A 22,094-nucleotide genomic window follows, 5' to 3' on the forward strand; every position below is an offset into this window, starting at 1 on the left:
ATCCGCCTATTATTAGCGAGATACTTCTTTTTTTAGAAATTTATATGTAATTCAACTGGGCAATGGTCTGATCCCATTATTTCACTGTTAATTTTCGCATCTGTTATTTGCCCTTTTATTCTTTCAGAGACAACAAAATAATCTAAACGCCATCCGATATTTTTCGCTCTTGCTCCCATACGATAGGACCACCAAGAGTATGCGCCTTCCTGATTAGGATAAAGGTGACGATACGTATCAACAAATCCTTCTTCTAAAATACGTGTAAACTTCTCCCTTTCCTCATCAGAAAATCCAGGGTTTTTACGGTTACTTTTTGGATTTTTTAAATCTATTTCTTTATGAGCAACATTTAAATCTCCACAGAAAACAACTGGTTTCTTTTCATCTAATTGCTTTATATAAGTCCTGAAATCATCTTCCCATTCCATTCTGTAATCTAAACGCTCTAATCCTCGTTTTGAGTTTGGCGTGTATAACGTTATCATGTAAAAATCTTCGAATTCTAAAGTAATGACTCTTCCTTCTTGATCATGCTCTTCAATGCCTAAACCGTACGTAACAGAAAGCGGTTCTTTTTTCGTAAAAATTGCCGTTCCTGAATAGCCTTTTTTCACAGCATAATTCCAATATGTATAATATCCCTCTGGATTTAAATCAATTTGTCCACTCTGTAATTTAATTTCTTGTAGACAAAATATATCTGCATTAGATTCCTCAAGGTATTCTAAAAATCCACCTTTTGCGATAACTGCACGTAAACCATTTACATTCCATGAAATTAACTTCACTTATAATCCTCCTCTTGCTGTTCACTTTCAAAGTTCATGCTATCACAAAATAGAAAAACAATCATATTTTCATCTTTGTAATCTTGCTCTTACATTTTTGAATACGTACATACGCACTTTATTCAGGTTATACTAATTTCAGAGGTGATGTTCTTTGCACAATGAAGGATTTACGTTAACAAGTGAGTATTGGCAAGCAATTATTCATAATGATTCTTCCTATGACAACAAATTCTTTTATGCTGTGAAATCAACTGGTATCTTTTGCCGACCATCGTGTAAATCAAGAATACCGAATCAAAACAATGTACGAATTTTTCTTCATGCAGAACAAGCATTGCATGAAAATTTTCGTCCGTGCAAACGTTGTAAACCAAATGGGATCACTTTACCAAATGAAGAGTGGGTAGTACAAATTAAAGAGTATATTGCAAAGCATTTTGACGAAGCATTAACTCTCGACATACTGGCGGAAATGTGCCACGGTAGTCCCTTTCATTTACAACGCACTTTCAAAAGAATAACAGGAATTAGCCCAATGGAATATATACAGCAATTCAGGATTGTGAAAGCGACGGAATATCTTTCACATACAAAGCAATCCGTTAAGGAAATTAGTACTGCTGTCGGGATAGAAAACCAAGAGTATTTCGCAACTTTATTTAAAACGAAAACTGGATTTACTCCTACTGAATATCGAAAAAAGAACGTAATGAAAGAGGGAGACAATAATGAATTCCTACAAAAATAAATCTATATATTGGACGCTACTTACACATAAAAATTGGTGCTTTCATATTGCGGCAACTGAAAATGGAATTTGTTTTATTGGATCACAAGACGCAAACTTTGAAGAACTAAATATATGGGCTAGAAAAAAAAAGCCCCAACATATATTGACTTGCAATCCAGATTACATGCAAACATATACGAAAGAAATTATCGAGTATTTAGAAAACAAGCGTGAAACTTTTACTTTCCCTATCGATGCTTACGGAACTGCTTTTCAATTATCCGTTTGGAATACGGTACGTGAAATTCCTTACGGGAAGACCTATTCTTATTCAGAAATTGCAGAAAGAATTCAAAAACCTACAGCTGTGCGTGCCGTTGCTTCTGCTATTGCCGCCAACCCTCTTCTCATTACGATTCCTTGCCATCGCGTTATAGGAAAAGATGGAAAACTAACTGGTTTTAGAGGCGGATTAGAAATGAAAAAAGAATTGCTCACATTAGAAAAATTACAGGTGGAATTCATATGACAGCAGAATATAATAACGCATTGACTTTAGCAGCTCCAAAAGAATTTAATTTCCAAGAAAACTTACGCTATCTATCACGTTCTAACAATGAATGTATGTTTCACATTGAAGATAACAAAATTTATAAAGTCATTCCTGTTGAACATGTAAACCCTTTAGTTGAAATTAGTATAAATACTGACGGAAATATTCAAATACGTTTTTTAGGAGAATCCTATAACTCTGAAAAATGGGTATGTGATGCTGTAGCTAACTATGTAATAGAGTGGTTTGATTTCACTACCGATTTAGCTCCTTTTTATACATTAGCTAAACATGATCCACTCCTTCAAGGCCCTATTCAAGATTATTATGGGCTTCGCACATTAGGTATTCCAGATTTATTTGAAGCACTTTCCTGGGGAATTATCGGTCAACAAATTAACCTCGCATATGCTTATACGCTAAAAAGAAGATTAGTTGAACAATTTGGAAGTTACGTAGAATGGAACGATAGAAAACATAGGATATTCCCATCACCTGAAACAATTGCAAATTTACATGTAGAGGATCTTAAAAAATTAAAAATGACGACTAGAAAATGTGAATATTTAATCGGTATTGCGAAGCTTATTACAGAAGGGAAACTATCAAAAGAATCGTTACTACAAACACAAGATGTAAAAATTGCTGAAAAACAATTAACCGCTATCCATGGTATAGGACCGTGGACTGCCCACTATGTTTTAATGCGCTGTTTACGCTTCCCTTCAGCCTTTCCAATTGATGATGTTGGTCTGCATAATGCAATTAAATTTATTACAGGTTCCCAAAATAAACCGACTAAAAATGAAATAAAAGACTTTGCGGCAAACTGGACAAATTGGGAATCTTATGCAACTTTTTATTTGTGGCGAGTGCTATATTAAAAAGAACCAAGTAGCACATTCGTACTACTTGGTTCTTTTCTAAGCTTGTTCTTCAAATCGTCTTGCGATTTCTACAATAACTTGAACAGCTTTTTCCATAGTATCTACCGAAACGTACTCAAATTTACCATGGTAGTTTTCACCACCAGTGAAAATATTTGGCGTCGGTAATCCCATATATGATAATTGTGATCCATCTGTTCCACCGCGAATCGGGTGAATGTTCGGTTCGATATTTAAACTTTTCATCGCTTCATATGCAATATCAACAATTTCTCTTACCGGTTCAATTTTTTCAAGCATGTTATAATATTGATCATTCATTTCTAAAACGACCGCATCTTGCCCATACTTCTCTTGCATTTGCTTCACAATATTTTCAACGTTATTTTTACGTGTCTCAAAATTTTCACGATCAAAATCTCGAATAATGTAATACGCCTTACTTTGCTCAACATCACCATTTAAAGAAAGTAAATGATAGAACCCTTCATAACCTTCCGTATATTCTGGTGCATCTTCTACCGGTAGATGCCCATTAAACTCCATAGCAAGTTTAGTTGCGTTACGCATTTTATTTTTCGCTGTTCCAGGATGTGTATTCGTTCCGTTAAACGTTAACTTAGCACCTGCAGCATTAAAACTTTCATACTCTAAACCACCTAATGGACCTCCATCCATCGTGTAAGCAAATGATGCACCAAACGCTTCTACATCAAAATGCGCTGGCCCACGACCAATTTCTTCATCCGGTGTAAATGCTACTCTTATTTTCCCGTGCTTAATTTGCGGATTATGTATTAAATAGTTCATTGCAACCATAATTTCTGTAAGACCAGCTTTATCATCTGCTCCTAGAAGTGTTGTACCATCAGTTGTAATAATCGTATGACCTTTATATGATGGTAATTCCGGGAACTGCTCTGGTGTTAATACAACATTTAACTCTTCATTTAACGTAATTGCATGACCATCAAAATTTTCATGAATTTGTGGTTTTACGTTTTTCCCTGTAAAGTCTGTTGCCGTATCTAAATGGGCTAAAAATCCGATTACAGGCACATCCTTGTCCGTATTAGCGGGAAGTGTTGCCATCACATAACCATTGTCATCCATCGTTACTTCTGTTAACCCAATTTCTTTTAACTCTTCAACTAATAACTTACCAAATTCAATTTGTCCGGGTGTTGTTGGTACTGTATGGCTTTCTTCATTTGATTGGGTATCAATTTTTACATATCTCGTAAATCTTTCAATAAGTTCTTGTTTCAAGTTCGTTCACTCCCTTTTCTGTTTCTTTCTCCATTATAATCCTTAAAACGAAATATTTTAACTTTTTTGACTGTGAAGATGTATATTTCATTTACATTGTTAACAATTTTAAACGAATGATAAAAAGACATAATATTTGTACATTAAAACCGTAACAGGTAACATACATAATTATAAAATATGGGAGGTTTTAAAGATGAGGCTAACTCTCTTTCGCTATTTTCTTTTTTTCTTAGGATTAATTTTCTTTGGCCTTGGAAACGCTCTTGCAGTCAAAGTTAAATTTCTCGGTTTGCATCCGTGGGAAGTTTTAAATATGGCCCTCTACCAAAGATTTGGATGGACCATTGGTACGTGGAGTGTCATATGTGGATTATGTCTCGTTCTCATTTCTTTACTAGTAGATCGAAAATATATAAACGTGGGCACATTTTTAAATGCACTACTTATCGGTCCTATTATGGACTTTTTCTTACAATCAAATATCCTTCCAAACGCTACTCATTATTTATGGATAAACTTACTCATCTTATTTTCCGGTATTGCAATCACAGGTATTGGGGGAGGTATGTATGTTGCGGCTGGAATTGGCGCTGGACCTCGCGATGGATTCATGCTTACTATTTCCGACAAAACGGGACTGTCTATTAGTCGTGCTAGAATCATAGTAGAATGCGTTGTATTAGTTATTGGATATATGCTAGGAGGTCCTGTTTTCATCGTAACGTTTCTATACACTTTTATTCAAAGTCCAATCTTTCAGCAATCATTTACAGTATTTCAAACACTTTTACATACTTTACATAACAAAAATAAAGAGCAAATTAATGAAAATATATAAAATACAACTGAATACCTATTGCTCTTTTCATTAACTTTCTAACAAATAATTCACCCTATTTACGATTCCCACCGCAAATAGGGTGTTTCTTTTTTTATCTCACAATATAAAAATATATACTACTCACTCACAGTAAAAGTATAGATATCGTCATAAACACAACCATTTACCCTAATCACATACTCGCCAGGTTTACTAAAACTAATTGTATATTTATTTAGCTGAATTGCTTCTTTATCTCCCGAAAGAACATCAATACTTCTACCACTCAATAAATAATGCTCACTTTGATTCATCTTTACATGAATCGCATTAACATTCTCCTCTTGCACTTGCGATGTTTCTGCAGCACTTATACTCGGTTCTAAAAAAAGTAGTCCGCTTAATCCAATTGTCCCCGCTAAAGCTACTCCCGCAAATTTCTTCATCTTTTTCATCACAATGACCTCCTTCTAAATTTAGCGCAAAGGCGATGTCTCCCCCTTACACCACAAAGCCTATATGTAACGGAATAAAAAGTAAACACGTACAACAAGACAAAATTCTACATCTTTTTCTCCTAATGCATATAAATCCAACGTTTGGAGTTTTGACACATTTAAAATTGTTTCCCTAAACCAATTCCCCCATAATTTATTCAAACACTGAATAATTACTTATTGATGTAACATTCTAAAAATAGTTGATAAAGATGCTTTCTATTCAAATAAAAAAGATTTTGCTATAAAAGTAACTTTTACAGCAAAATCCATGCAACCAATTTTATTCAGCTTTCCATAATCTCTCTACATTCATTAATTGTTCTTCTTTAAATTCCATCTTATATATATCCGGTTTTGCTGTATTCATTAAAAATTCAAGCCCATATTGCTTATCAAAATAGTTCATCATCAATGTCATGACAAGCCCATGTGTACCAATTACAATTTTGCGCCCTTGAAAACCCATTAAGATTTCTTTTAATACTTTCACTACTCTTCTCTGGCAATCCGCATATGACTCTCCTTCCGTTCGTGCAAAGTCCGGATTAGAGAACATCTTCTTTACAAGTGGATACACCTCTTTGTCTAATATAATCTGATCCTCACTTGCAAATCGACACTCTTTAAGATTTTCATATACTACTATTTCTTTTTCATAGAAATTAGCTGCCTCTTCTATCGTTAACATAGCTCTCTTATACGGACTTGAAATGAAAGTATCAATTCCCTCTGTTTTTAATATCTCAGTTACTCTATGAGTATCTAAATTTCCTTTCTCAGTTAATCCACGTGTTCTTTCATTCCCCTCTATTTTAAGTGATTCACCATGTCTAACCATGTAAATAAATGTACTCATAATTCCTCCTTAAGATTGTTTATACATCACGTTAATCTGTCCCATCCAAAAACTTAGGCGTAATCGCAATATTAATTTATTCTCCTTTAATATACTTTATACACTTTGCTAAGTTGTTCTTCTAATCCACTCTCCTACTAAACTCTCAAATAGTTCAGGCTGTTCAATTTGCAAATTATGTCCTGCCGTGTCTAACACAGCTAATGTCGCTCTTGGATAATTTTCAATCATTCCTATAATATCTTGATACCCTACTGTTATATCTTGTCTTCCAGCTAATAAAAGAACGGGTTTCTCATATTTCTTACGGTGAAAATCTATAGTAAGAGGGTAATTCTTTTGCAACCTTTCAATAAATTCATAATTAGCAACATCTAATCCTGGCTTAATTTCTTCTTTGAATCGTGTATATGTATATTCATTTGCTACCACTGCCAAATCGCAAAATTCTTCTCTTTCGATAGAAGTGAGCGTATTTAAAAACTCCTCGTCTCGTACAAGTACCTGTTTATCCGGTAAAAGTCTTTCTTTTGGTTGTGCTACAACAACAGGACATACTAACAATAATCCATTCACCTTCTCAGACATCTTTGAGAGTATCCCTCTAGCCAAATATCCTCCGTACGATTCTCCTACCAATAAGAATTTTTCAGTAGAAATAATCTCCTCAATAAATGCAATAAGTACTTCTAATATATGGTCTGAACTATTTATCCAATCTGGAGCGTTCGATTTTCCCATGCCAGGTAAATCAATATAAATTTTTTGATATCCTTCATATTTCTGAAATACTGATTCCATACATCTTTGCATTAACCTATGATCAGGGGCACACCCATGTATAATAAGGACTGGTTTCCCCTCTCCAACAATTTCGTAGTATATTTCTGCATCTTTAATTCGACATAACATTAAAAGTTCACCCTCTTTTTATAGTTTTAATGGCAACACTATCAAACCCACAAAATCATACTTTCTTATCATATTACTTCCCGGAACTTATTTTCAATTATAAATTTTCAGATTTTAAAACAGAAAGTCTTCCCTTTCGTTTTATAACTTAGAAGGAAGTCCCTTGTCATTTTATATGTAATGTTGCATCTCTGCTTGCAAATCACTAAAAAACCTTTAAAATCTAAAGGATGACTAAATATACAAATTCTATCTATATTCCTTATAGACTAAAAATTATTGAACGCAATACTTTTTCAATTTTAAGAAGTATTACACTCTTCAATTCTTTTCTTATTAGCATGCTTTTTATATGGAAATCTGATACAATCCTTAAGTAATATTATTATGTATAGATATTACGAATATGGTGCGTAATTAAAGAAGGTGATTTTATTGAAATTAAATAAAAATTTACAACTATGCATATTAATTACAACATTAGTATGCTATTCAATCTATTTTATGTTTTTCTTTCTGTTCCCTACTCATTTTTCAAATTTCAATGTACGCTTCGCTTCACTCATCATTGAAGCCATTACATTTGTATCACTAATTTACTCTATATATTCTAAAAAAGTTAGTTCAAATCCTTTTTGGATATGTATCACAATAGCAATTGGTAGTTTTTTATTAGGAAAAATAGTATATACGTATCAAGATAAGTTTTTTGAGATTCCAATACATCGTTTTACTGTTTCTGATGTGTTTTACATGTTTTTTCTAGTCTTCTGCCTTATCGCTTTCTGCTATAAAATCTTAAAAGAATGCAACAAATGGGAAAAGGCATTCTTTATTTGTGATCTATGCATAGTACTCATTTCCGTATTCACATTAGAATGGTATTTATTTAATCAGCCAGATTTAAATATATTTTCCCTTTCACTGGGAGATATTTTTCTTTCCTTTCTATATCCAATTGCAGACCTATTACTTCTTCTACTAAGTGTTAGTCTCTTTTTCCGCCCAACTGTTTTTAATTCCAAACGGAAAATTTATATTTTTATTTTTGTATTAATAAGTTCTGCAACTTTTAACTATATTTACTTCTACCTATATAGCCATTTAGCAAATGATACTATAACGCTATTACGTCTTTTATATAGAGTACCTATATTACTTATCGCAATAGCTGGTTCCATTTCAGACGATTATAATAGCAATAAAAATTATTTTACTGTACACCCTAAATTAGGGAAAAAAGTTTTAGTCGTATTCCCCTACCTTGCCGTCGCAATACTAATCGGGTTTACGTTAAAAGAACAAACATCATCTTCCACTCTCATTACAGGAAATTGTATCGCTTTTGTTTTTGTACTTATTCGACATTCTATTGTGGGTATGCAAAATGCTACTCTAACAAAACGTCTACAAGCATTTAATGCTCAACTTGAAGATAAAGTTACTTTAAGGACTTCTGATTTAGTCCATAAGTCAGAGGCTCTATCTGAGAAACAGCAAAAATTCGAATCATTATATGAATATCACCCTGACCCTATTTTTACAATTGATTTAAATGGAGTATTCTTAAATGTAAATAAGGCAGGAAGCGTCCTACTCGGAGCACCAACAAACGAGTTACTCGGTGAGACATGTTTCTCGATCATTTTAGATGAAGATAAACACAAACTGTTAACTGCATTAGAAAAAGTTAAACAACAAAAATCGGCATCCTTACAACTTAGTTCTCAATATAAAGATGGTTTTATTTATTTTTTATACGTTACCATCGTCCCTATTATGATAAATGGACAAATTTCAGGAAGCTATATTATGGTAAAGGATATTACCGCACAAAAAAAACAACAAGAAGAAATAAAATATTTAGCATTCCACGATGCTGTAACGAAAATTGGGAATCGAGCCTATTTCCATAAGAAATTAAGAAAAGTTATAAAGAATGCTCAAACAATAAATAGTGAGTTCGCATTATTATATTTAGATTTAGACCGCTTTAAAGCAATTAACGATACACTTGGGCATTCGTCAGGTGATTACATATTAGAAGAAGTGGCACAGCGATTCCAATCATGTCTTCCATCACATACTTATGTATCAAGAATCGGTGGCGATGAATTCACAATCTTAATTGAAAACTATACTGACCATGATTCCTTATTCCAGTTATGTAACGAATTATTTGAAAGTATGAAAAAACCATTTGTCATACATGAACAAAAATTAAATGTATCACTTAGTATTGGTATCGCTATTTATCCACATTCTGGAATCGATGCCTCTACACTTTTGAAAAATGCTAATGTCGCAATGTATGATGCGAAAGAAAAAGAGCTTAATTCAGTCTCTATTTATGACGATGTAATCGCTAAAAAAATTGAAAGACGATTACGATTAGAGAAAGATTTACCAAATGCACTTCAAAATGAAGAATTATTCCTTTTATATCAACCTCAAGTTGACAGTGAATCTAACAAAATTATCGGTGCTGAAGCTTTGATCAGATGGAACCATCCCGAATTAGGTGTTATTTCTCCATACGAATTTATTCCTATTGCTGAAGAAACACTACAAATTATTCCAATAGGAAAATGGACATTACAACAAGCTTGTGAGCAAATGAAACGTTGGCATGTACTCGGGTATTCTCATTTAAAAATAGGAGTAAATTTATCTGCTAAAGAATTTGAACAAGAAGATTTTGTAAAGTCTATTTCATTTACTTTAGCAACTACAGGCTTACCAGCAAGTTCTCTCGATCTTGAATTAACAGAACGAATTGCAATGATGGATGAAAGAGAAACATTAATAAAACTGCGTACACTAAAAAATTTAGGAATTCACATTTCAATCGACGACTTTGGTACAGGCTATTCTTCGCTTGCTTACTTACCTTTATATCCAATCGATACTTTAAAAATCCCGAGGGAATTTATGACAATGTCTGAAACGTGTGAAGATGGAATGGAAATCATTAAAACAATCATCACATTAGCACATACATTAGAGATGTCGGTTATCGCTGAAGGTGTAGAAACGAAAGAACACGTGAATTTCCTTCAAAAAAATAAATGTCAGTTTATTCAAGGTTACTATTACAGTAAACCTATTTATTCTAATGCATTTACTAAGCTGTTAAAAAACGGTATTCGTCTATAGTATATAGCTCTATACAGAATATAATAGGCTACATAATAATGAATTTGAAAAACAAAAGGAAAGAAGATACCTTCTTTCCTTTTGTTTTTCTATTTAACTTTCTATTATTTCACCACTTCATTTATTAAATCTATTAATTGATGAATCCCCTCATCATTTGTTTTCTTATATCCATTCATGTTTTGAACATATCTCTCCTTATTTGCATATAGCCGGTTTACTGCATGTGTAAATGCACTATTACTTGCTCTGTCTTGAAGTAAGACTTCCGCATACCCTTGCCTAGAAAAATAGTCAGCATTTAAAACTTGATCCCCTCTACTGGAACCGTTAGTTAACGGGATAAGCAACATCGGTTTCTTCAAAAATAACAATTCAGAAATAGCAGTAGAACCCGCTCTGGAAACGACAACACTTGCCATATTCAATATATGCGGCAATTCTTCCCCTATATATTCAAATTGCATATAACCTTCCATGCCAATAGATGAATCTACCTTTCCTTTACCGCACATATGAACAATATTAAAACTTAATAATAATGTATCTAAACTTTTCCTTACCATATCATTTATCCACTTAGCCCCTTGACTCCCACCCATAATTAACAATACTGGCTTATCTTGCTGAAATTCACAATAACTTCTTCCTCGTAATACGCTACCTCTCTCAATTTCTTCCCTTACAATTGGTCCTACATAAACTTTTTTCTCGTTACTTACATTCTCCCCTGTATGAGGAAATGTTGTGCATAGTTTTGTAGCAAAAGGCAATGCTATTTTATTTGCTAACCCTAACGTACTGTCTGGCTCACGTATTACGATTGGTACATGATTTAACCATGCCCCTATAACTACAGGAACTGAAACAAATCCTCCTGCCGAAAAGATAACGTCTGGCTTCACTTTCTTAATTAATTTATAACTTTGTAAGCAGCCTTTTATAATTTTAAAAGGATCTTTAAAGTTCTCCCAATCCCAATATCTCCGAAGCTTCCCCGTTGAAATACTATTGTACTTAACATTTTGAACTAATAACTTTTCAATTCCATTTTGAGATCCAATATACTCAACTCCCCATCCTTTTTCCATAAATTTAGGAATCAATACCATATTAATCATAACGTGTCCTGCTGTACCGCCCCCAGTAAAGAGAATCTTTTTATTCATAACTTATATCCACCTTTATCATTAAAAATCTTGCTTTATATCAATCTATTACATGTAAGTAAACTTACTATTATTTATATAAATATTTAACTCAAATCCTATATCTTGCAAAAGATCTTTGATGAGTTCATAAAAATCATTTCCATACTCACTACATTCACACTGAGTAAAGACTTGGATTACAGGCCTAATTCCCGTCTCTACTGCTGGATTTTTCCGATTAACCTTTTCCACGTATGCTCGACATTTATTTATCGCCTCATAGATGTGCAAAACATGCGCTTCTTCATCTTTCCAATCCAGCGTATCGACAATCGAAAGAAATAGTGTATTTTGATTATTTATTGCTTCATAACCATTCACATTCATATACTTCTTACACCCTTTTTTATTTTTCATTGCATGCAGATGTCACTGCACTTCGCATATTCAAGTACATCTTTTAATGATTGATGAAATTGAATTTCTGGGATCCAACCTAACTTTTTTATATCCTCTATTACTAAGCTCTCATTTAAGCTGCTTCCACTATTCTCTGTTTCTTTTATAGTAAAATGGAGCTGTGTTAATCTTTTATATTGTTCTAGTACATCTAATAAAGATCGTCTCACTCCTGATCCAATATTATATTGTTTCCCATTTATACCATTACGTAATAACACATGATACGCTTTAACCGCATCACGTACATCTAGAAAATCCCTACTATCTTTCAAACTGCTTACTTCAATAATCGCTTTACTCCTACCCGATTCTATATCTATCATTTTTTTTGCGAGAATCGAACAAATGCCATTCGATTCTCCTGGACCAATTAAGTTTGAGGGCTTTGCAATGATAATATTTGAATCCATTAATCCGCCCCAAGCCTCTGCAATAATGACTTGCATCGTTTTACTTAAACTATATGGATTTGAAACTTTTATGTTATTCATACTATCTGCTTGCAATGCAGATCCTATAACTAATGTTTTACAATGCGAAGCTTCCTGCTTAATCGCTTCTAATAAATACAAAGTCCCTATTACATTAATCTCCATGTATTCAAGAGAAGCTGTCCAAGACTCTATAACTGAATTTCTTCCTGCTAAATGCAATACATAGTCTGGTTTTATTTGTTTCATTACCTTCATTACTTCGCTCTTATTAGTTAAATCACAAGTAATACTATTTCCGATGTTTTCTCTATGTGGACGGTTTTGAAACATAGGAATTACATGAAAGCCCTGCTCTAAAAAATATTGGCAAGCATGTCTACCTGTGAAACCATTTGCACCAGTTATTAAAAGGCTTGCATTTTTTTTCATCGTAGAAATCCTCCCTTTAATAGCATTTGTCTCACCTCATCTTTTGCAAGTAAGTCTTGTTGAGAACTAAAACTCTTCACATCCACAAGCGGATAACTAGCATAATATTCTTGAAGTCCCTCTATAGGAATAGTCGGTAGTACCACAAAATAATTTTGATCAAAACTTATACTTGTTTTACTCTCTACTTCAGATAAAAGCATTTCACTTAATTTTTCACCTGGCCTTATCCCTACTTCTTTTATCTTCACGTATTCTTTTTTCGAATCTTCGATCAACACCTTTGCTAAATCTGTAATTTTACATGCCGGCATTTTCATGACAAAGATTTCCCCTCCTCTTCCGTCAAATGCTGCTTTAAATAACAACCGAACAGCATCTTCAATCGTTAAGAAAAATCTAGTCATATTTACATCGGTAATTCCTATTTGTGAAGACTTCTTAATTTGCTTTTTAAAAAGCGGCACTACACTTCCGCTCGTCCCTAAAACATTTCCACCACGAACACAAATGAATTTTGTTTTCTGCGTTTGCACATTCGCATGAACCATTAATTTTTCACCAATTGCTTTTGTCATCCCATACGTATTTGATGGATCCGCCGCTTTATCTGTTGAAACATATATAACTTTCTCAACTTGCATCTGGATAGATGCTTCAATTACATTTTGCGTACCATGTATATTTGTTTTTATAGCTTCATAAGGATAATACTCACATACTGGAACATGTTTTAAAGCTGCAAGATGGAATACATAATGTACATCTTGGCAAGCATAGACGAGTTGGTCTTTATCACGAATATCTCCAATGATAAATTTTAATCTAGTTTCATTTATAAACTGTTGCTGCATTTCAAACTGAACCGTTTCATTCCTTGAAAAAACTCTAATTTCTTTCGGTGATTTTTCTAATAATTGTTTTATAAGTTCATGTCCCCACGAACCTGTACCACCAGTAATTAAAATTATTTTATTAAGCATTTCTTTTCCTCCTGCTGTACATTTCATAAAAATTGTATTTATTAAAAGCTATTGAATTATTTTCAATTGATTCAAATCATAATTGTCATTTGTTACATTAAATTGACAAAATAAAAAAACAGAAACTATTAAGCATAGTTTCTGTTTTTTATTTCACTTCATAACGGTAAGATTTTTTATACTATTTGCATGATAAATAAATTCCTTGTAAAAAACACCGCTCATTTATTTCTTATACTCGTAATAAAATAAAGTGAAACTTTATTTAGTGGGGGGACAGCCCGACCTCCACTGAACTTCTTTGCTTCCGCTGAATTTTGAGGTGGGGATCTTACTGCCCGGCAAATAGCGGGATAAATAGAATGATTCATAGCCAATAATCACGTTTAAACTTATGAAAAAGGGAGGTAACGGAATGGACCGAAGCAATTCAAATCATACATATAACGGACCTTCCAAAGCACTGCCTCTCTCCCTATTTGATGTAAAAAATTAATTGAAACAAAAAAGCAAACTCATTCATTCTGACACCATGTATACATTAACGAAAGAAGAGCAATTCATCATCAACAATATAAAAATACAGACAGAACAACTAAATAAAAATAATGTTACGAGAACACGCGCGTACTACCAATTTTACATTCGATATCCAGAAATACATTGGGCACTACTTGGACATATGGTATCACGTAACGGTGGTTGGAATATGACTGATTTAAAAGGAGACTTATATACGAAACTTTTATCAGAGCAAGATCAAATTACATTTTTTTCTTTTTTAGAAAGAGGGAATTGGCTCATTTTTCAAGATGTATATCCTCAATTTTTACTTTATGAACAAAGTGTTAAAAAAGCAAAAAAGCTATTTCATCTTCTCCCTCACCTAAATGTTTCTACATTTATGGAAACGATGTGGAACGATTTTTGGAAAACTGGGAACAAAAAAACATTAGCAATCGCAACTATTATTAATGAGCAAAACTACTTAGAAAAAAGAGTGATTCAAAATGCACACTTTCAAAAGACCGTACTCAATAGTATCGGATTTAAACTCTTTGATTTCTTTCAGTTTAATCATATCCTTTTCCCTTTCTACGAAAATAATACAAATCAAAAAACTTTATTAATTGGCGATACAATGAAACATTTTACTTCCTTGCATGAACGAATCTTAATTGGAAAAAGGTTGTATTCATTATTATTTCGAGATACACATATTTTATCTCAAATCATATATTGGGCCGAGCATCATCCACATACAGGCTCAAGGAAAGATTACTGGCCTCATTTATTTTCAAGTGTAAATGAATCTTTTTCCCGTGAGTTTTATAAACGCCGAATAAAGAAATGCCAGTTGCGTAGTGGCGCATATCGTATATACAGCCCTGCACTCATCTATGCATGGCGAGATATGAAGCATGAAGAAGTTGAAAGTGAAGATTGGTTTACGGACTGGCAAGTTGTAAATTACTTAGTGGATAAGGAGGAAAATATGAATGGAAAAATTACAGAAGACTACTGCAAAACACTCGAAAAAATTGAACTGGCAATTCTCGCAAAGAAAAATGTCCTCCTTCGAGAAGAAGAATAATTTTCTAGCATTAACAGTTACAATCTTACTCTCTTCAATTATCGGAACTTACTTAGATGCTTTCTTTGTCCATAAGCACATATATTTCTTTCCAGTTAGGCCCTTCCCATCCATATTTTCAGTTAACATTGGCTTTACGTTGTTTGTACTACCGATTTTAACAATCATTTTCATACAAATTTCAAAAACATTATCTGCCGTTTCTAGAACTATATTTATTATTTCCATAGGTATTTGTGCTAGCATTTTTGAACAAGTTGCTGAAGGTTTAGGTTTATTTATACATAGTGCAGACTGGAACCATACATATTCTTTATTTGGTTATATGGTGTTCCTTTCTTTTATTTGGAAAGTATATAATTGGATACAAAAATAAAGAGACCATTATAGGTCTCTTCTTAAGCATACTCTTCAGTTACTGCTAATGGTGCAAACGTTTGAAGACTTTTAGAACGTAAACGATAGGCAACAACTTTCTTCTTATATTGCCTTATTACATCAACATGTTCTTCATAACTATATATCGATAACGTAATTACTCTTTTTCCTTTTTTCGTTTCAATGATTATCGGCGTGCCTTCACCTTGTGGCGGAAAATAATGTTTATCTAAAAATAAAGCCTCGTTAAAATCATTTATAACTTGCAGTTTCATTTCGCCCTCTATATTCTTTCCATCTAGCGATACAGTCGTATGTTCTTCATCAAGTTTTTGATGTAATTCAAATCTACTAATAATGGATTCTACAACAGAAGTTGGCATACTAGAAACTAGAACTTTAATGGCACCAAAAATAAATAATGTAACTATAAACCATGTTGTCACTTTTATCATCTCCATACATTTTAAAATAAGTAGCATTATACTTCTTATTACAACTTTTAAAATATAAATTTCGTTCCATAAGGTATTAATATACTAATGAGTATTCCTGTTACAATCATCGTTACTGAACCGATAGTCGCTTCTTTCTCGCCTTCCTTCACGAGTCGACTCACACCGATAATATGTGATGCGCAACCCATCCCCACTCCTTTTCCAATCGTACTTGTTATCCGGAAAAACTTAAGTACTGTCGGTCCGATAATAGCACCTGTTATTCCTGCAACAACTACAAAACTAGAAGTCATAGTTGGAATACCACCAATTTGATCCGCTAATGAAATGGCAATTGGCATTGTCGCTAATTGCGGAAGAGTGGTTAGTATAAATTCCTTATCTATATTCAAAATCCCACCAATCACTACATTCATACTCGTTAAAGCCACTATACCTATCAATACGCCAATAAGTATCGATAAAAAGTTTTTCATAAGTATCTTTCGTTCTTTAAATAGAGGTATGGCTAACGCTACAATTGCAGGACTCAAAAAGCCTGAAAGAACGTCCCCACCATTTTCCTTATACTCATGATGAGAAATGCCAAACATCAGAAATAAGCAAATCATAGTTGCTGTAACTGTTAATACTGGTAACATAAATGGAAACGTATATTTTTTATACAGCTTTGTCGCAAATAAATATATGACTACAGTAATAAGTATTAAGACCATTTGAATCGTGCACCTTGTCGATTTTATTTTTTGAATGTTACTAATAATTGACTTACATACCCTGAAACAATCAATGTTACTACCGTACTTGCAACAACTAAAAGGAATATAATACTTCCTTTACTTAAAAGAAAAGATCCATATTCCATTAATCCTGTTGTCGAAGGAATTAAAAATAACGGTAAAAATACGATTAACTTTTCTGCCCCTAACTCAAACCACTTTAATGGAAAAATACGAGTAGAAAGGAGTAGAAACAGCATTAACATTCCTATTAAACTTCCTGGCATCGATAGATGGAATATTCCCTGAATCCACGTACCAGCTAAGCTAAACACATATAGCACGCCTACTTGAAGTAAAAGCGTCACATACTTCATTTCTTCCCCTCATTCCAATATTACGCATCACTATTATGAAATTTCGTTTAGCGTTTCCGCAAACCTCGTAATTCCAAGTTGGATTTGTTCTACATTTACTCTCCCAAAAGTAAAACGAATATATTCACTTTTAGAACCTAAAACACTTCCAGGGACAAATGCTACACCATTCCGTATAGATTCACCTAATAAATGATATTCATCAAACGTTCCTTGTACTTTGCACCATACATGTATTCCACCCTCTGGAACAAAAAATTCAACGCGGTCCCCTAATATTTCTTCAAGCTTTCTAATTAACTCATCTCTTCTTTGTTTCAATTGTCCACGAAGCATTGTAATATGCGTATGAAAATCTTCTGATTCTAAAAATTGATTTGCTACCCACTGTGTAAATACACTATGACCAAAATCAACTTGTTGCTTCGCATCTGCTAAACGTTCTATTACGCGCGTAGGACCAATTACCCAGCCAATACGTAATCCTGACGCAACAATTTTTGATAATGAACTTATATAAAGAACATTCCCATTCTGATCCATTGATTTTAATGTTGGATTCACTTCTCCATTAAAAGAAGTTAAACTATATGGATCATCCTCTACAATCGGTATACCGAATTCAGAAGACAGTTCTAAAATCTTTTTACGCCTCGCTAACGAAAGCACAGTGCCCGTCGGATTTTGATAATCCGGATTCAAAAACACCATACGAATACGATGCTTTTTGTGCAAATCGATTAAGTCATCTGGATTCATTCCATGCTCATCAACAGGTAAATGGAATATATTTAAACCGGCCGATTTAAACATGGGAAGCGAGAAACAATACGAAGGATCTTCAATTGCAATGGCATCGCCCGGTTTTAATAAGCATTGAACGATAAGATTAAGTGCCTGTTGTGCTCCAGATGTAATCAGAATCGAGCTTGATTCTGATTCAATTTGTTTGTATTGCTGAACATGTACTGCAATTGTTTTTCTCAACATCTCATTTCCAAGTGGATGGTCATAACCGAGGTTTTCCATAAATGTTTTCTCCGACAAAATCGTTCGAAATCTATCGCTCGGAATTAATTCTGGTGACAATTCTCCACTCGCTAAATTAATTAAGTCATCTTTTTGTGTTTCCGTTCGAATTTGTTGAACAAGTGGTACGTTAGGTAAGAACGATCCATCCTCAACGTACCTCCCCCAGTTCGGTATTCGTTTATGTGACACACCCCATATGTCTGTATTCACCCGAGTTCCGCTTCCTTTTTGCCGTTCTACTACTCCAAGTGATTTTAACTCTTCATATGCAGCTACTATTGTGCTCCGGTTCACTTGTAATTCCTTTGCTAGCATACGCTCAGAAGGTAACTTGCTATCAGAAGGAAATTCACCTGAAGAAATACCCCTTTCAATATAATCAGCAATTTGTTTATATACGGGTGTCTTATCTGCACGATTTGGTTTCCATTCCATCTAGTTCCCTCCTCTCAAAACGAACTATCCTTTACTCATTAATAACAGTATTTACTGTAACAATCGTATTAATTAAGCGCATGATTTAAAAATGTTTCTACCGTCATATTAAAGCTAGTTGGCTGCTCTAAATAAGGTAAATGTCCACTATTTTCAAACTCAATGAAAGTCGTATTTTTTAAATGTATTTCAAACTCTCTTACATATTTCTCAGGGACAAAATCATCATTTCCCCCTCTTATTATTAAAACAGGACATGAAACATTTGCAAGAAACGGTCTCTGATCATAATCAACTAATTCAGCAAATAATCTTTGAATATGCAATGGGTTAATAGACTGTAAAGATTGATAAAATCCCCGGACAATCCCTTCATTATCTGCTACTCCCATCGCCTTCAATAATGTATCCGCCCATGTTTTTCCGTTATCCTGTAAGCTAAGTAAATCATATACTTCAAGTCGCTCTTTACGATCCTTTAGTTCCAAATAAGGAAATGCATTTACAACAATTAAGCTAGAAACAAAGCTTGGATATTGTATAGCAAAATCAATTCCTACTCTAGCCCCTTTTGAAAGACCACAAATGACTACTTTTTGTAGCTTTAAATAATTGCATAACTCATACAAAACATTTGCGTATTCTTTAAAGTTAATTTCTAGTCCTTCAGATTTCCCATGCCCAGGTAAATCTATTGAAATCACTGTCCAATTCCCCTTGAAATATCGCCTTTGATATAACCAATTATTTGCGTTTCCTCCAAGACCGTGTAAAAACAATATGACGGGACCCGATCCTTCTATATTATAAAAAACCTTTCGATTCTTATATTCAAAATACATATTCATCACCTTCAGCTATAGCATCACTTATTTTTATCTTTGAACGGGTATATCCAAAACGGTTCTCTCTCTAACCACTCGACTGTTTCCGGAACACCATCTTCATACTCTCTTTTCAGTTCCGCTACCTTAGTCGCAAATTGTGATGCATGTGCTTGCAATGCGTCCAACTTTTTTGGAACATATTCTTTTACTCCATTTTTAAAACTTGGTGGCCCTATTTCTGCTTCATGATTATTTGAAAAAGCTACAGCATAAAATGTTGGCCTCTTATTTTCCGGAATATTAGCTAACGCCCTGGCTACTGCTTCTCCTGTTGCATTATGATCTGGATGAACTGCATATCCCGGATAAAAAGAAATGACTAACGAAGGATTCAATTCTTCCACACAATTTTGTATTACACTTCTTAATTCTCCAGGAGTTTCAAATTCAAGCGTCTTATCACGATATCCCATCATACGTAAATCTTTAATCCCTAAAATATTAGTTGCGCTCTTTAGTTCTTTCTCTCTTATAGCATATAATGATTCACGTGTTGCAAAAGGAGGGTTTCCCATCGCTCTCCCCATTTCGCCAAGCGTTAAACAAACATACGTAAGAGAAACATTCTGCTGAGCATAAGCTAAAATTGTTCCAGCCACGCAATATGATTCATCATCTGGATGCGGAAAAACAATTAAAACGTGGCGCTCATTTTTTATCAAAGTGCTACTCCTCCATCATACACAATGTAAATGTGTTCCTTTAAAAAGTTATTAAATCACTACCGCATACCACGTTACCCCAACAAGTAGAACGAAAAGAAGGATAATATAGATAGTCGATAAGTTTTTCACATTTCTCTTTGTAGACTTGCCGTAATTCTCCTCCACATTTCGTGCAACTAGTACGGTCCCAAACAGCGATACAATTACAATAATAACTACTAGTGAAATTGCAAAACTCATTGTATTTTCACCTCTCTAAGGCTAGTCTATTTTAATTAAGAACTTCAATAAAAAACTTCCTCTTTAAAGCATCAATAAAATACTACCTTTCTTCTCCTATCATAATGGATGTTTGTAAAAAACGGACCAACCACTTTTATGTTTTTTTGCTCATCCACTTCAAAATAAAAAGCAACTAATCACTTAGATCAGTCGCTTTTTCAAAAGGTTATTTGTATTCATTTTTCACTTGAAATGAATTCGATTTAAAAGTTTCGTCTTTTCATAATGAAACATTGATTGCGATAGCTCGAAAATTGTTCCATTTACAAGAAAAACTGTATTTTCAATAAGAAGTGACGTATTTCACCGCTTCTTACTATGACCATATTTACTATTTTACAAGTGACTTATTCGCTCTTATAACTTCTTGATAAAGTAATGGTGACCATTTTTCATTTATATAATCTTGTATTATCCAGCCCACTCTCGTAGGATTCTTTTGCTTCATATAATTTGCAATTTCAGGATTTATGTAGGACGCATAATAATATGGACTATTCCATGCTGTACCACCAGAAGACAAGCTTATAAAATTAATATATAGATGATTAACATCTTCACTATTGTTAATCGTTTCATTTAATGTATCTTTAATAGCGTTTACTTTCTCATCATAACTCACTTTATATTTATCTTGTACTGTGACATTTACATTTTGATTTATAGTTGAGGTAAACGTCTCATTGTCTGGCCAATAGAAATTATTATATCCCCCAGATTCATTACTACCACTATATCGTTTTAGTAATATAATTTTCCCACGAGCATCTCCAAGCTTTATATTCCCTTCTGTTTTTAAAAAGATTGGATCACGAAAATAATTTTTCTCAAACGTACTACTAAATGAGCTTTCCGCCCCTTTCATATCCTCATACTCTTTTTTTAAAGACATAATAATCGTTTCACTTGGATTATCTTTTAAAAATTGTTTCGCTTCGTTTATAAATTCGTGCAGTGTTACATAAAGATATAATGGCCCATGATGAAGAACTATCGTATTATCATCTGTTAAACGCCCTCTTATATCAAAAATTCTAGCTCCATGATCCATTTGATAACGAAAATCATATTCTTGCGTCATTCCCCACACTTGCTTTATCGGATTTTGCAACTTGAACGTTCCACTATCATGTGTTCCTGGAATTGAAATTCGTGCTAACGGTATGTCATCATTTATAGGTTTCATCCATCTAGACCAATTTTCAAGCTCATTAATAGAGCTAGCTGCAACGGTTTTCTTATCATTGAAAGCAAATACAAAGGCGCTAAGTACCATACTACATATGAATAACTTCAAAATAAACTTCTTATTGTTCATTATTATTCCT

At 33.6% G+C, this 22,094-nt stretch carries 23 protein-coding genes and 2 pseudogenes; 7 read left to right on the top strand and 18 right to left on the bottom strand.

The window, feature by feature from the left end; translation table 11 throughout:
• Nucleotides 1–32 precede the first annotated feature (32 nt).
• Nucleotides 33–791 (bottom strand): exodeoxyribonuclease III, encoded by a 759-nt coding sequence (locus MHB70_RS16965; RefSeq protein WP_000767610.1) that lies wholly within the window; start codon nt 789–791, stop codon nt 33–35.
• A 154-nt stretch (nt 792–945) separates the two neighbouring features.
• On the opposite strand from MHB70_RS16965, the gene MHB70_RS16970 reads away from it, so the two are divergent.
• Genes MHB70_RS16970 through MHB70_RS16980 form a run of 3 tightly spaced genes read left to right on the top strand, consistent with a single transcriptional unit; the run spans nt 946 to nt 2,961 of the window.
• Nucleotides 946–1,542, top strand: coding sequence for a bifunctional transcriptional activator/DNA repair enzyme AdaA (locus tag MHB70_RS16970; RefSeq protein WP_000551292.1), 597 nt, complete (start codon nt 946–948; stop codon nt 1,540–1,542).
• On the top strand, nt 1,523–2,053 hold the full coding sequence (locus MHB70_RS16975) for a methylated-DNA--[protein]-cysteine S-methyltransferase (RefSeq protein ID WP_001089819.1): 531 nt from the start codon (nt 1,523–1,525) through the stop codon (nt 2,051–2,053). The genes MHB70_RS16970 and MHB70_RS16975 overlap by 20 nt, the downstream gene beginning before the upstream one ends.
• Entirely contained in the window at nt 2,050–2,961 is a 912-nt protein-coding gene (locus tag MHB70_RS16980) for a DNA-3-methyladenine glycosylase 2 (protein WP_000123491.1), read from the top strand. Before MHB70_RS16975 ends, MHB70_RS16980 begins: the two co-directional genes overlap by 4 nt.
• Before the next feature lie 39 nt (nt 2,962–3,000).
• Here MHB70_RS16980 and pepT read toward each other — a convergent pair whose 3' ends face one another.
• Nucleotides 3,001–4,233, bottom strand: a complete 1,233-nt coding sequence (pepT, locus tag MHB70_RS16985; protein WP_000807008.1) for a peptidase T — start codon at nt 4,231–4,233, stop codon at nt 3,001–3,003.
• 196 nt (nt 4,234–4,429) lie between these two features.
• On the opposite strand from pepT, the gene MHB70_RS16990 reads away from it, so the two are divergent.
• On the top strand, nt 4,430–5,074 hold the full coding sequence (locus tag MHB70_RS16990) for a YczE/YyaS/YitT family protein (protein ID WP_001241268.1): 645 nt from the start codon (nt 4,430–4,432) through the stop codon (nt 5,072–5,074).
• A 119-nt stretch (nt 5,075–5,193) separates the two neighbouring features.
• Here MHB70_RS16990 and MHB70_RS16995 read toward each other — a convergent pair whose 3' ends face one another.
• The 3 genes from MHB70_RS16995 to MHB70_RS17005 all read right to left on the bottom strand — a co-directional run bounded on the left by MHB70_RS16995 (nt 5,194) and on the right by MHB70_RS17005 (nt 7,324).
• Nucleotides 5,194–5,511: a hypothetical protein gene (locus tag MHB70_RS16995; protein ID WP_000738320.1), complete on the bottom strand. Its 318-nt coding sequence runs from the start codon at nt 5,509–5,511 to the stop codon at nt 5,194–5,196.
• Nucleotides 5,512–5,836: 325 nt separating this feature from the next.
• Nucleotides 5,837–6,412, bottom strand: a complete 576-nt coding sequence (locus MHB70_RS17000) for a histidine phosphatase family protein (protein ID WP_000102868.1) — start codon at nt 6,410–6,412, stop codon at nt 5,837–5,839.
• 108 nt (nt 6,413–6,520) lie between these two features.
• Nucleotides 6,521–7,324: an alpha/beta fold hydrolase gene (locus tag MHB70_RS17005; protein WP_000882567.1), complete on the bottom strand. Its 804-nt coding sequence runs from the start codon at nt 7,322–7,324 to the stop codon at nt 6,521–6,523.
• Nucleotides 7,325–7,759: 435 nt separating this feature from the next.
• Here MHB70_RS17005 and MHB70_RS17010 point away from each other — a divergent pair, with 435 nt between their 5' ends.
• On the top strand, nt 7,760–10,480 hold the full coding sequence (locus MHB70_RS17010) for a sensor domain-containing protein (protein WP_000773578.1): 2,721 nt from the start codon (nt 7,760–7,762) through the stop codon (nt 10,478–10,480).
• A 104-nt stretch (nt 10,481–10,584) separates the two neighbouring features.
• Here the strand turns inward: MHB70_RS17010 and MHB70_RS17015 are convergent, their stop codons facing one another.
• The 4 genes from MHB70_RS17015 to MHB70_RS17030 are packed head-to-tail and all read right to left on the bottom strand — an operon-like array spanning nt 10,585 to nt 13,939.
• Nucleotides 10,585–11,649, bottom strand: coding sequence for an undecaprenyldiphospho-muramoylpentapeptide beta-N-acetylglucosaminyltransferase (locus tag MHB70_RS17015; RefSeq protein ID WP_001035077.1), 1,065 nt, complete (start codon nt 11,647–11,649; stop codon nt 10,585–10,587).
• 48 nt (nt 11,650–11,697) lie between these two features.
• Nucleotides 11,698–12,048 carry a DUF6572 domain-containing protein gene (locus MHB70_RS17020; RefSeq protein ID WP_002093408.1) on the bottom strand — a complete coding sequence of 117 codons (351 nt, stop codon included), beginning with the start codon at nt 12,046–12,048 and terminating at the stop codon, nt 11,698–11,700.
• Nucleotides 12,045–12,956, bottom strand: coding sequence for an NAD-dependent epimerase/dehydratase family protein (locus MHB70_RS17025; RefSeq protein ID WP_061529800.1), 912 nt, complete (start codon nt 12,954–12,956; stop codon nt 12,045–12,047). The genes MHB70_RS17020 and MHB70_RS17025 overlap by 4 nt, the downstream gene beginning before the upstream one ends.
• Nucleotides 12,953–13,939, bottom strand: coding sequence for a UDP-N-acetylglucosamine 4,6-dehydratase family protein (locus MHB70_RS17030; protein ID WP_061529801.1), 987 nt, complete (start codon nt 13,937–13,939; stop codon nt 12,953–12,955). The genes MHB70_RS17025 and MHB70_RS17030 overlap by 4 nt, the downstream gene beginning before the upstream one ends.
• Nucleotides 13,940–14,354: 415 nt before the next feature.
• Here MHB70_RS17030 and MHB70_RS17035 point away from each other — a divergent pair.
• Nucleotides 14,355–15,533, top strand: a pseudogene (locus MHB70_RS17035) (DUF2515 domain-containing protein).
• Entirely contained in the window at nt 15,508–15,909 is a 402-nt protein-coding gene (locus tag MHB70_RS17040; protein WP_033661972.1) for a CBO0543 family protein, read from the top strand. Before MHB70_RS17035 ends, MHB70_RS17040 begins: the two are co-directional and overlap by 26 nt.
• A gap of 22 nt (nt 15,910–15,931) precedes the next feature.
• Here MHB70_RS17040 and MHB70_RS17045 read toward each other — a convergent pair whose 3' ends face one another.
• The 9 genes and pseudogenes from MHB70_RS17045 to MHB70_RS17085 all read right to left on the bottom strand — a co-directional run bounded on the left by MHB70_RS17045 (nt 15,932) and on the right by MHB70_RS17085 (nt 22,084).
• Nucleotides 15,932–16,357 carry a YfmQ family protein gene (locus MHB70_RS17045; RefSeq protein WP_000214609.1) on the bottom strand — a complete coding sequence of 142 codons (426 nt, stop codon included), beginning with the start codon at nt 16,355–16,357 and terminating at the stop codon, nt 15,932–15,934.
• Between the two features lie 56 nt (nt 16,358–16,413).
• A complete protein-coding gene (locus tag MHB70_RS17050) occupies nt 16,414–17,085 on the bottom strand; it encodes an LrgB family protein (RefSeq protein WP_000242990.1) in 672 nt (223 codons plus the stop codon).
• A gap of 23 nt (nt 17,086–17,108) precedes the next feature.
• Entirely contained in the window at nt 17,109–17,465 is a 357-nt protein-coding gene (locus MHB70_RS17055) for a CidA/LrgA family holin-like protein (protein WP_000878481.1), read from the bottom strand.
• Nucleotides 17,466–17,498: 33 nt separating this feature from the next.
• Complete coding sequence (gene pdxR, locus MHB70_RS17060; protein WP_000454969.1) at nt 17,499–18,932, bottom strand: MocR-like pyridoxine biosynthesis transcription factor PdxR; 1,434 nt, start codon at nt 18,930–18,932, stop codon at nt 17,499–17,501.
• 68 nt (nt 18,933–19,000) lie between these two features.
• The gene (locus tag MHB70_RS17065) at nt 19,001–19,774 is read right to left on the bottom strand and encodes an alpha/beta fold hydrolase (RefSeq protein WP_002048821.1); all 774 of its coding nucleotides are present in this window, start codon (nt 19,772–19,774) and stop codon (nt 19,001–19,003) included.
• 23 nt (nt 19,775–19,797) lie between these two features.
• Nucleotides 19,798–20,478: a bacillithiol biosynthesis deacetylase BshB2 gene (bshB2, locus tag MHB70_RS17070; RefSeq protein ID WP_033658421.1), complete on the bottom strand. Its 681-nt coding sequence runs from the start codon at nt 20,476–20,478 to the stop codon at nt 19,798–19,800.
• A 54-nt stretch (nt 20,479–20,532) separates the two neighbouring features.
• Nucleotides 20,533–20,724 carry a hypothetical protein gene (locus tag MHB70_RS17075; RefSeq protein ID WP_000006467.1) on the bottom strand — a complete coding sequence of 64 codons (192 nt, stop codon included), beginning with the start codon at nt 20,722–20,724 and terminating at the stop codon, nt 20,533–20,535.
• 225 nt (nt 20,725–20,949) lie between these two features.
• Nucleotides 20,950–21,063 (bottom strand): annotated as a pseudogene (locus MHB70_RS17080) (GntR family transcriptional regulator); the annotation flags it as partial.
• Between the two features lie 34 nt (nt 21,064–21,097).
• A complete protein-coding gene (locus MHB70_RS17085) occupies nt 21,098–22,084 on the bottom strand; it encodes a phosphatidylinositol-specific phospholipase C (RefSeq protein WP_001060367.1) in 987 nt (328 codons plus the stop codon).
• Nucleotides 22,085–22,094 lie beyond the last annotated feature (10 nt).

The organism is Bacillus sp. FSL M7-1020, from assembly GCF_038050415.1.
GTDB classification, from domain to species: Bacteria; Bacillota; Bacilli; order Bacillales; family Bacillaceae_G; genus Bacillus_A; species Bacillus_A toyonensis.

Excerpts from the sequence above, each read along its gene's own strand:
- MHB70_RS16975 (WP_001089819.1), top strand. The coding sequence starts at position 1,523 with ATGAATTCCTACAAAAATAAATCTATATATTGGACGCTACTTACACAT.
- MHB70_RS16980 (WP_000123491.1), top strand. The coding sequence starts at position 2,050 with ATGACAGCAGAATATAATAACGCATTGACTTTAGCAGCTCCAAAAGAA.
- MHB70_RS16990 (WP_001241268.1), top strand. The coding sequence starts at position 4,430 with ATGAGGCTAACTCTCTTTCGCTATTTTCTTTTTTTCTTAGGATTAATT.
- MHB70_RS16995 (WP_000738320.1), bottom strand. The coding sequence starts at position 5,511 with ATGAAAAAGATGAAGAAATTTGCGGGAGTAGCTTTAGCGGGGACAATT.
- MHB70_RS17000 (WP_000102868.1), bottom strand. The coding sequence starts at position 6,412 with ATGAGTACATTTATTTACATGGTTAGACATGGTGAATCACTTAAAATA.
- MHB70_RS17005 (WP_000882567.1), bottom strand. The coding sequence starts at position 7,324 with ATGTTATGTCGAATTAAAGATGCAGAAATATACTACGAAATTGTTGGA.
- MHB70_RS17015 (WP_001035077.1), bottom strand. The coding sequence starts at position 11,649 with ATGAATAAAAAGATTCTCTTTACTGGGGGCGGTACAGCAGGACACGTT.
- MHB70_RS17020 (WP_002093408.1), bottom strand. The coding sequence starts at position 12,048 with ATGAAAAATAAAAAAGGGTGTAAGAAGTATATGAATGTGAATGGTTAT.
- MHB70_RS17025 (WP_061529800.1), bottom strand. The coding sequence starts at position 12,956 with ATGAAAAAAAATGCAAGCCTTTTAATAACTGGTGCAAATGGTTTCACA.
- MHB70_RS17030 (WP_061529801.1), bottom strand. The coding sequence starts at position 13,939 with ATGCTTAATAAAATAATTTTAATTACTGGTGGTACAGGTTCGTGGGGA.
- MHB70_RS17040 (WP_033661972.1), top strand. The coding sequence starts at position 15,508 with ATGTCCTCCTTCGAGAAGAAGAATAATTTTCTAGCATTAACAGTTACA.
- MHB70_RS17050 (WP_000242990.1), bottom strand. The coding sequence starts at position 17,085 with ATGGTCTTAATACTTATTACTGTAGTCATATATTTATTTGCGACAAAG.
- MHB70_RS17055 (WP_000878481.1), bottom strand. The coding sequence starts at position 17,465 with ATGAAGTATGTGACGCTTTTACTTCAAGTAGGCGTGCTATATGTGTTT.
- pdxR (WP_000454969.1), bottom strand. The coding sequence starts at position 18,932 with ATGGAATGGAAACCAAATCGTGCAGATAAGACACCCGTATATAAACAA.
- MHB70_RS17065 (WP_002048821.1), bottom strand. The coding sequence starts at position 19,774 with ATGTATTTTGAATATAAGAATCGAAAGGTTTTTTATAATATAGAAGGA.
- MHB70_RS17075 (WP_000006467.1), bottom strand. The coding sequence starts at position 20,724 with ATGAGTTTTGCAATTTCACTAGTAGTTATTATTGTAATTGTATCGCTG.
- MHB70_RS17085 (WP_001060367.1), bottom strand. The coding sequence starts at position 22,084 with ATGAACAATAAGAAGTTTATTTTGAAGTTATTCATATGTAGTATGGTA.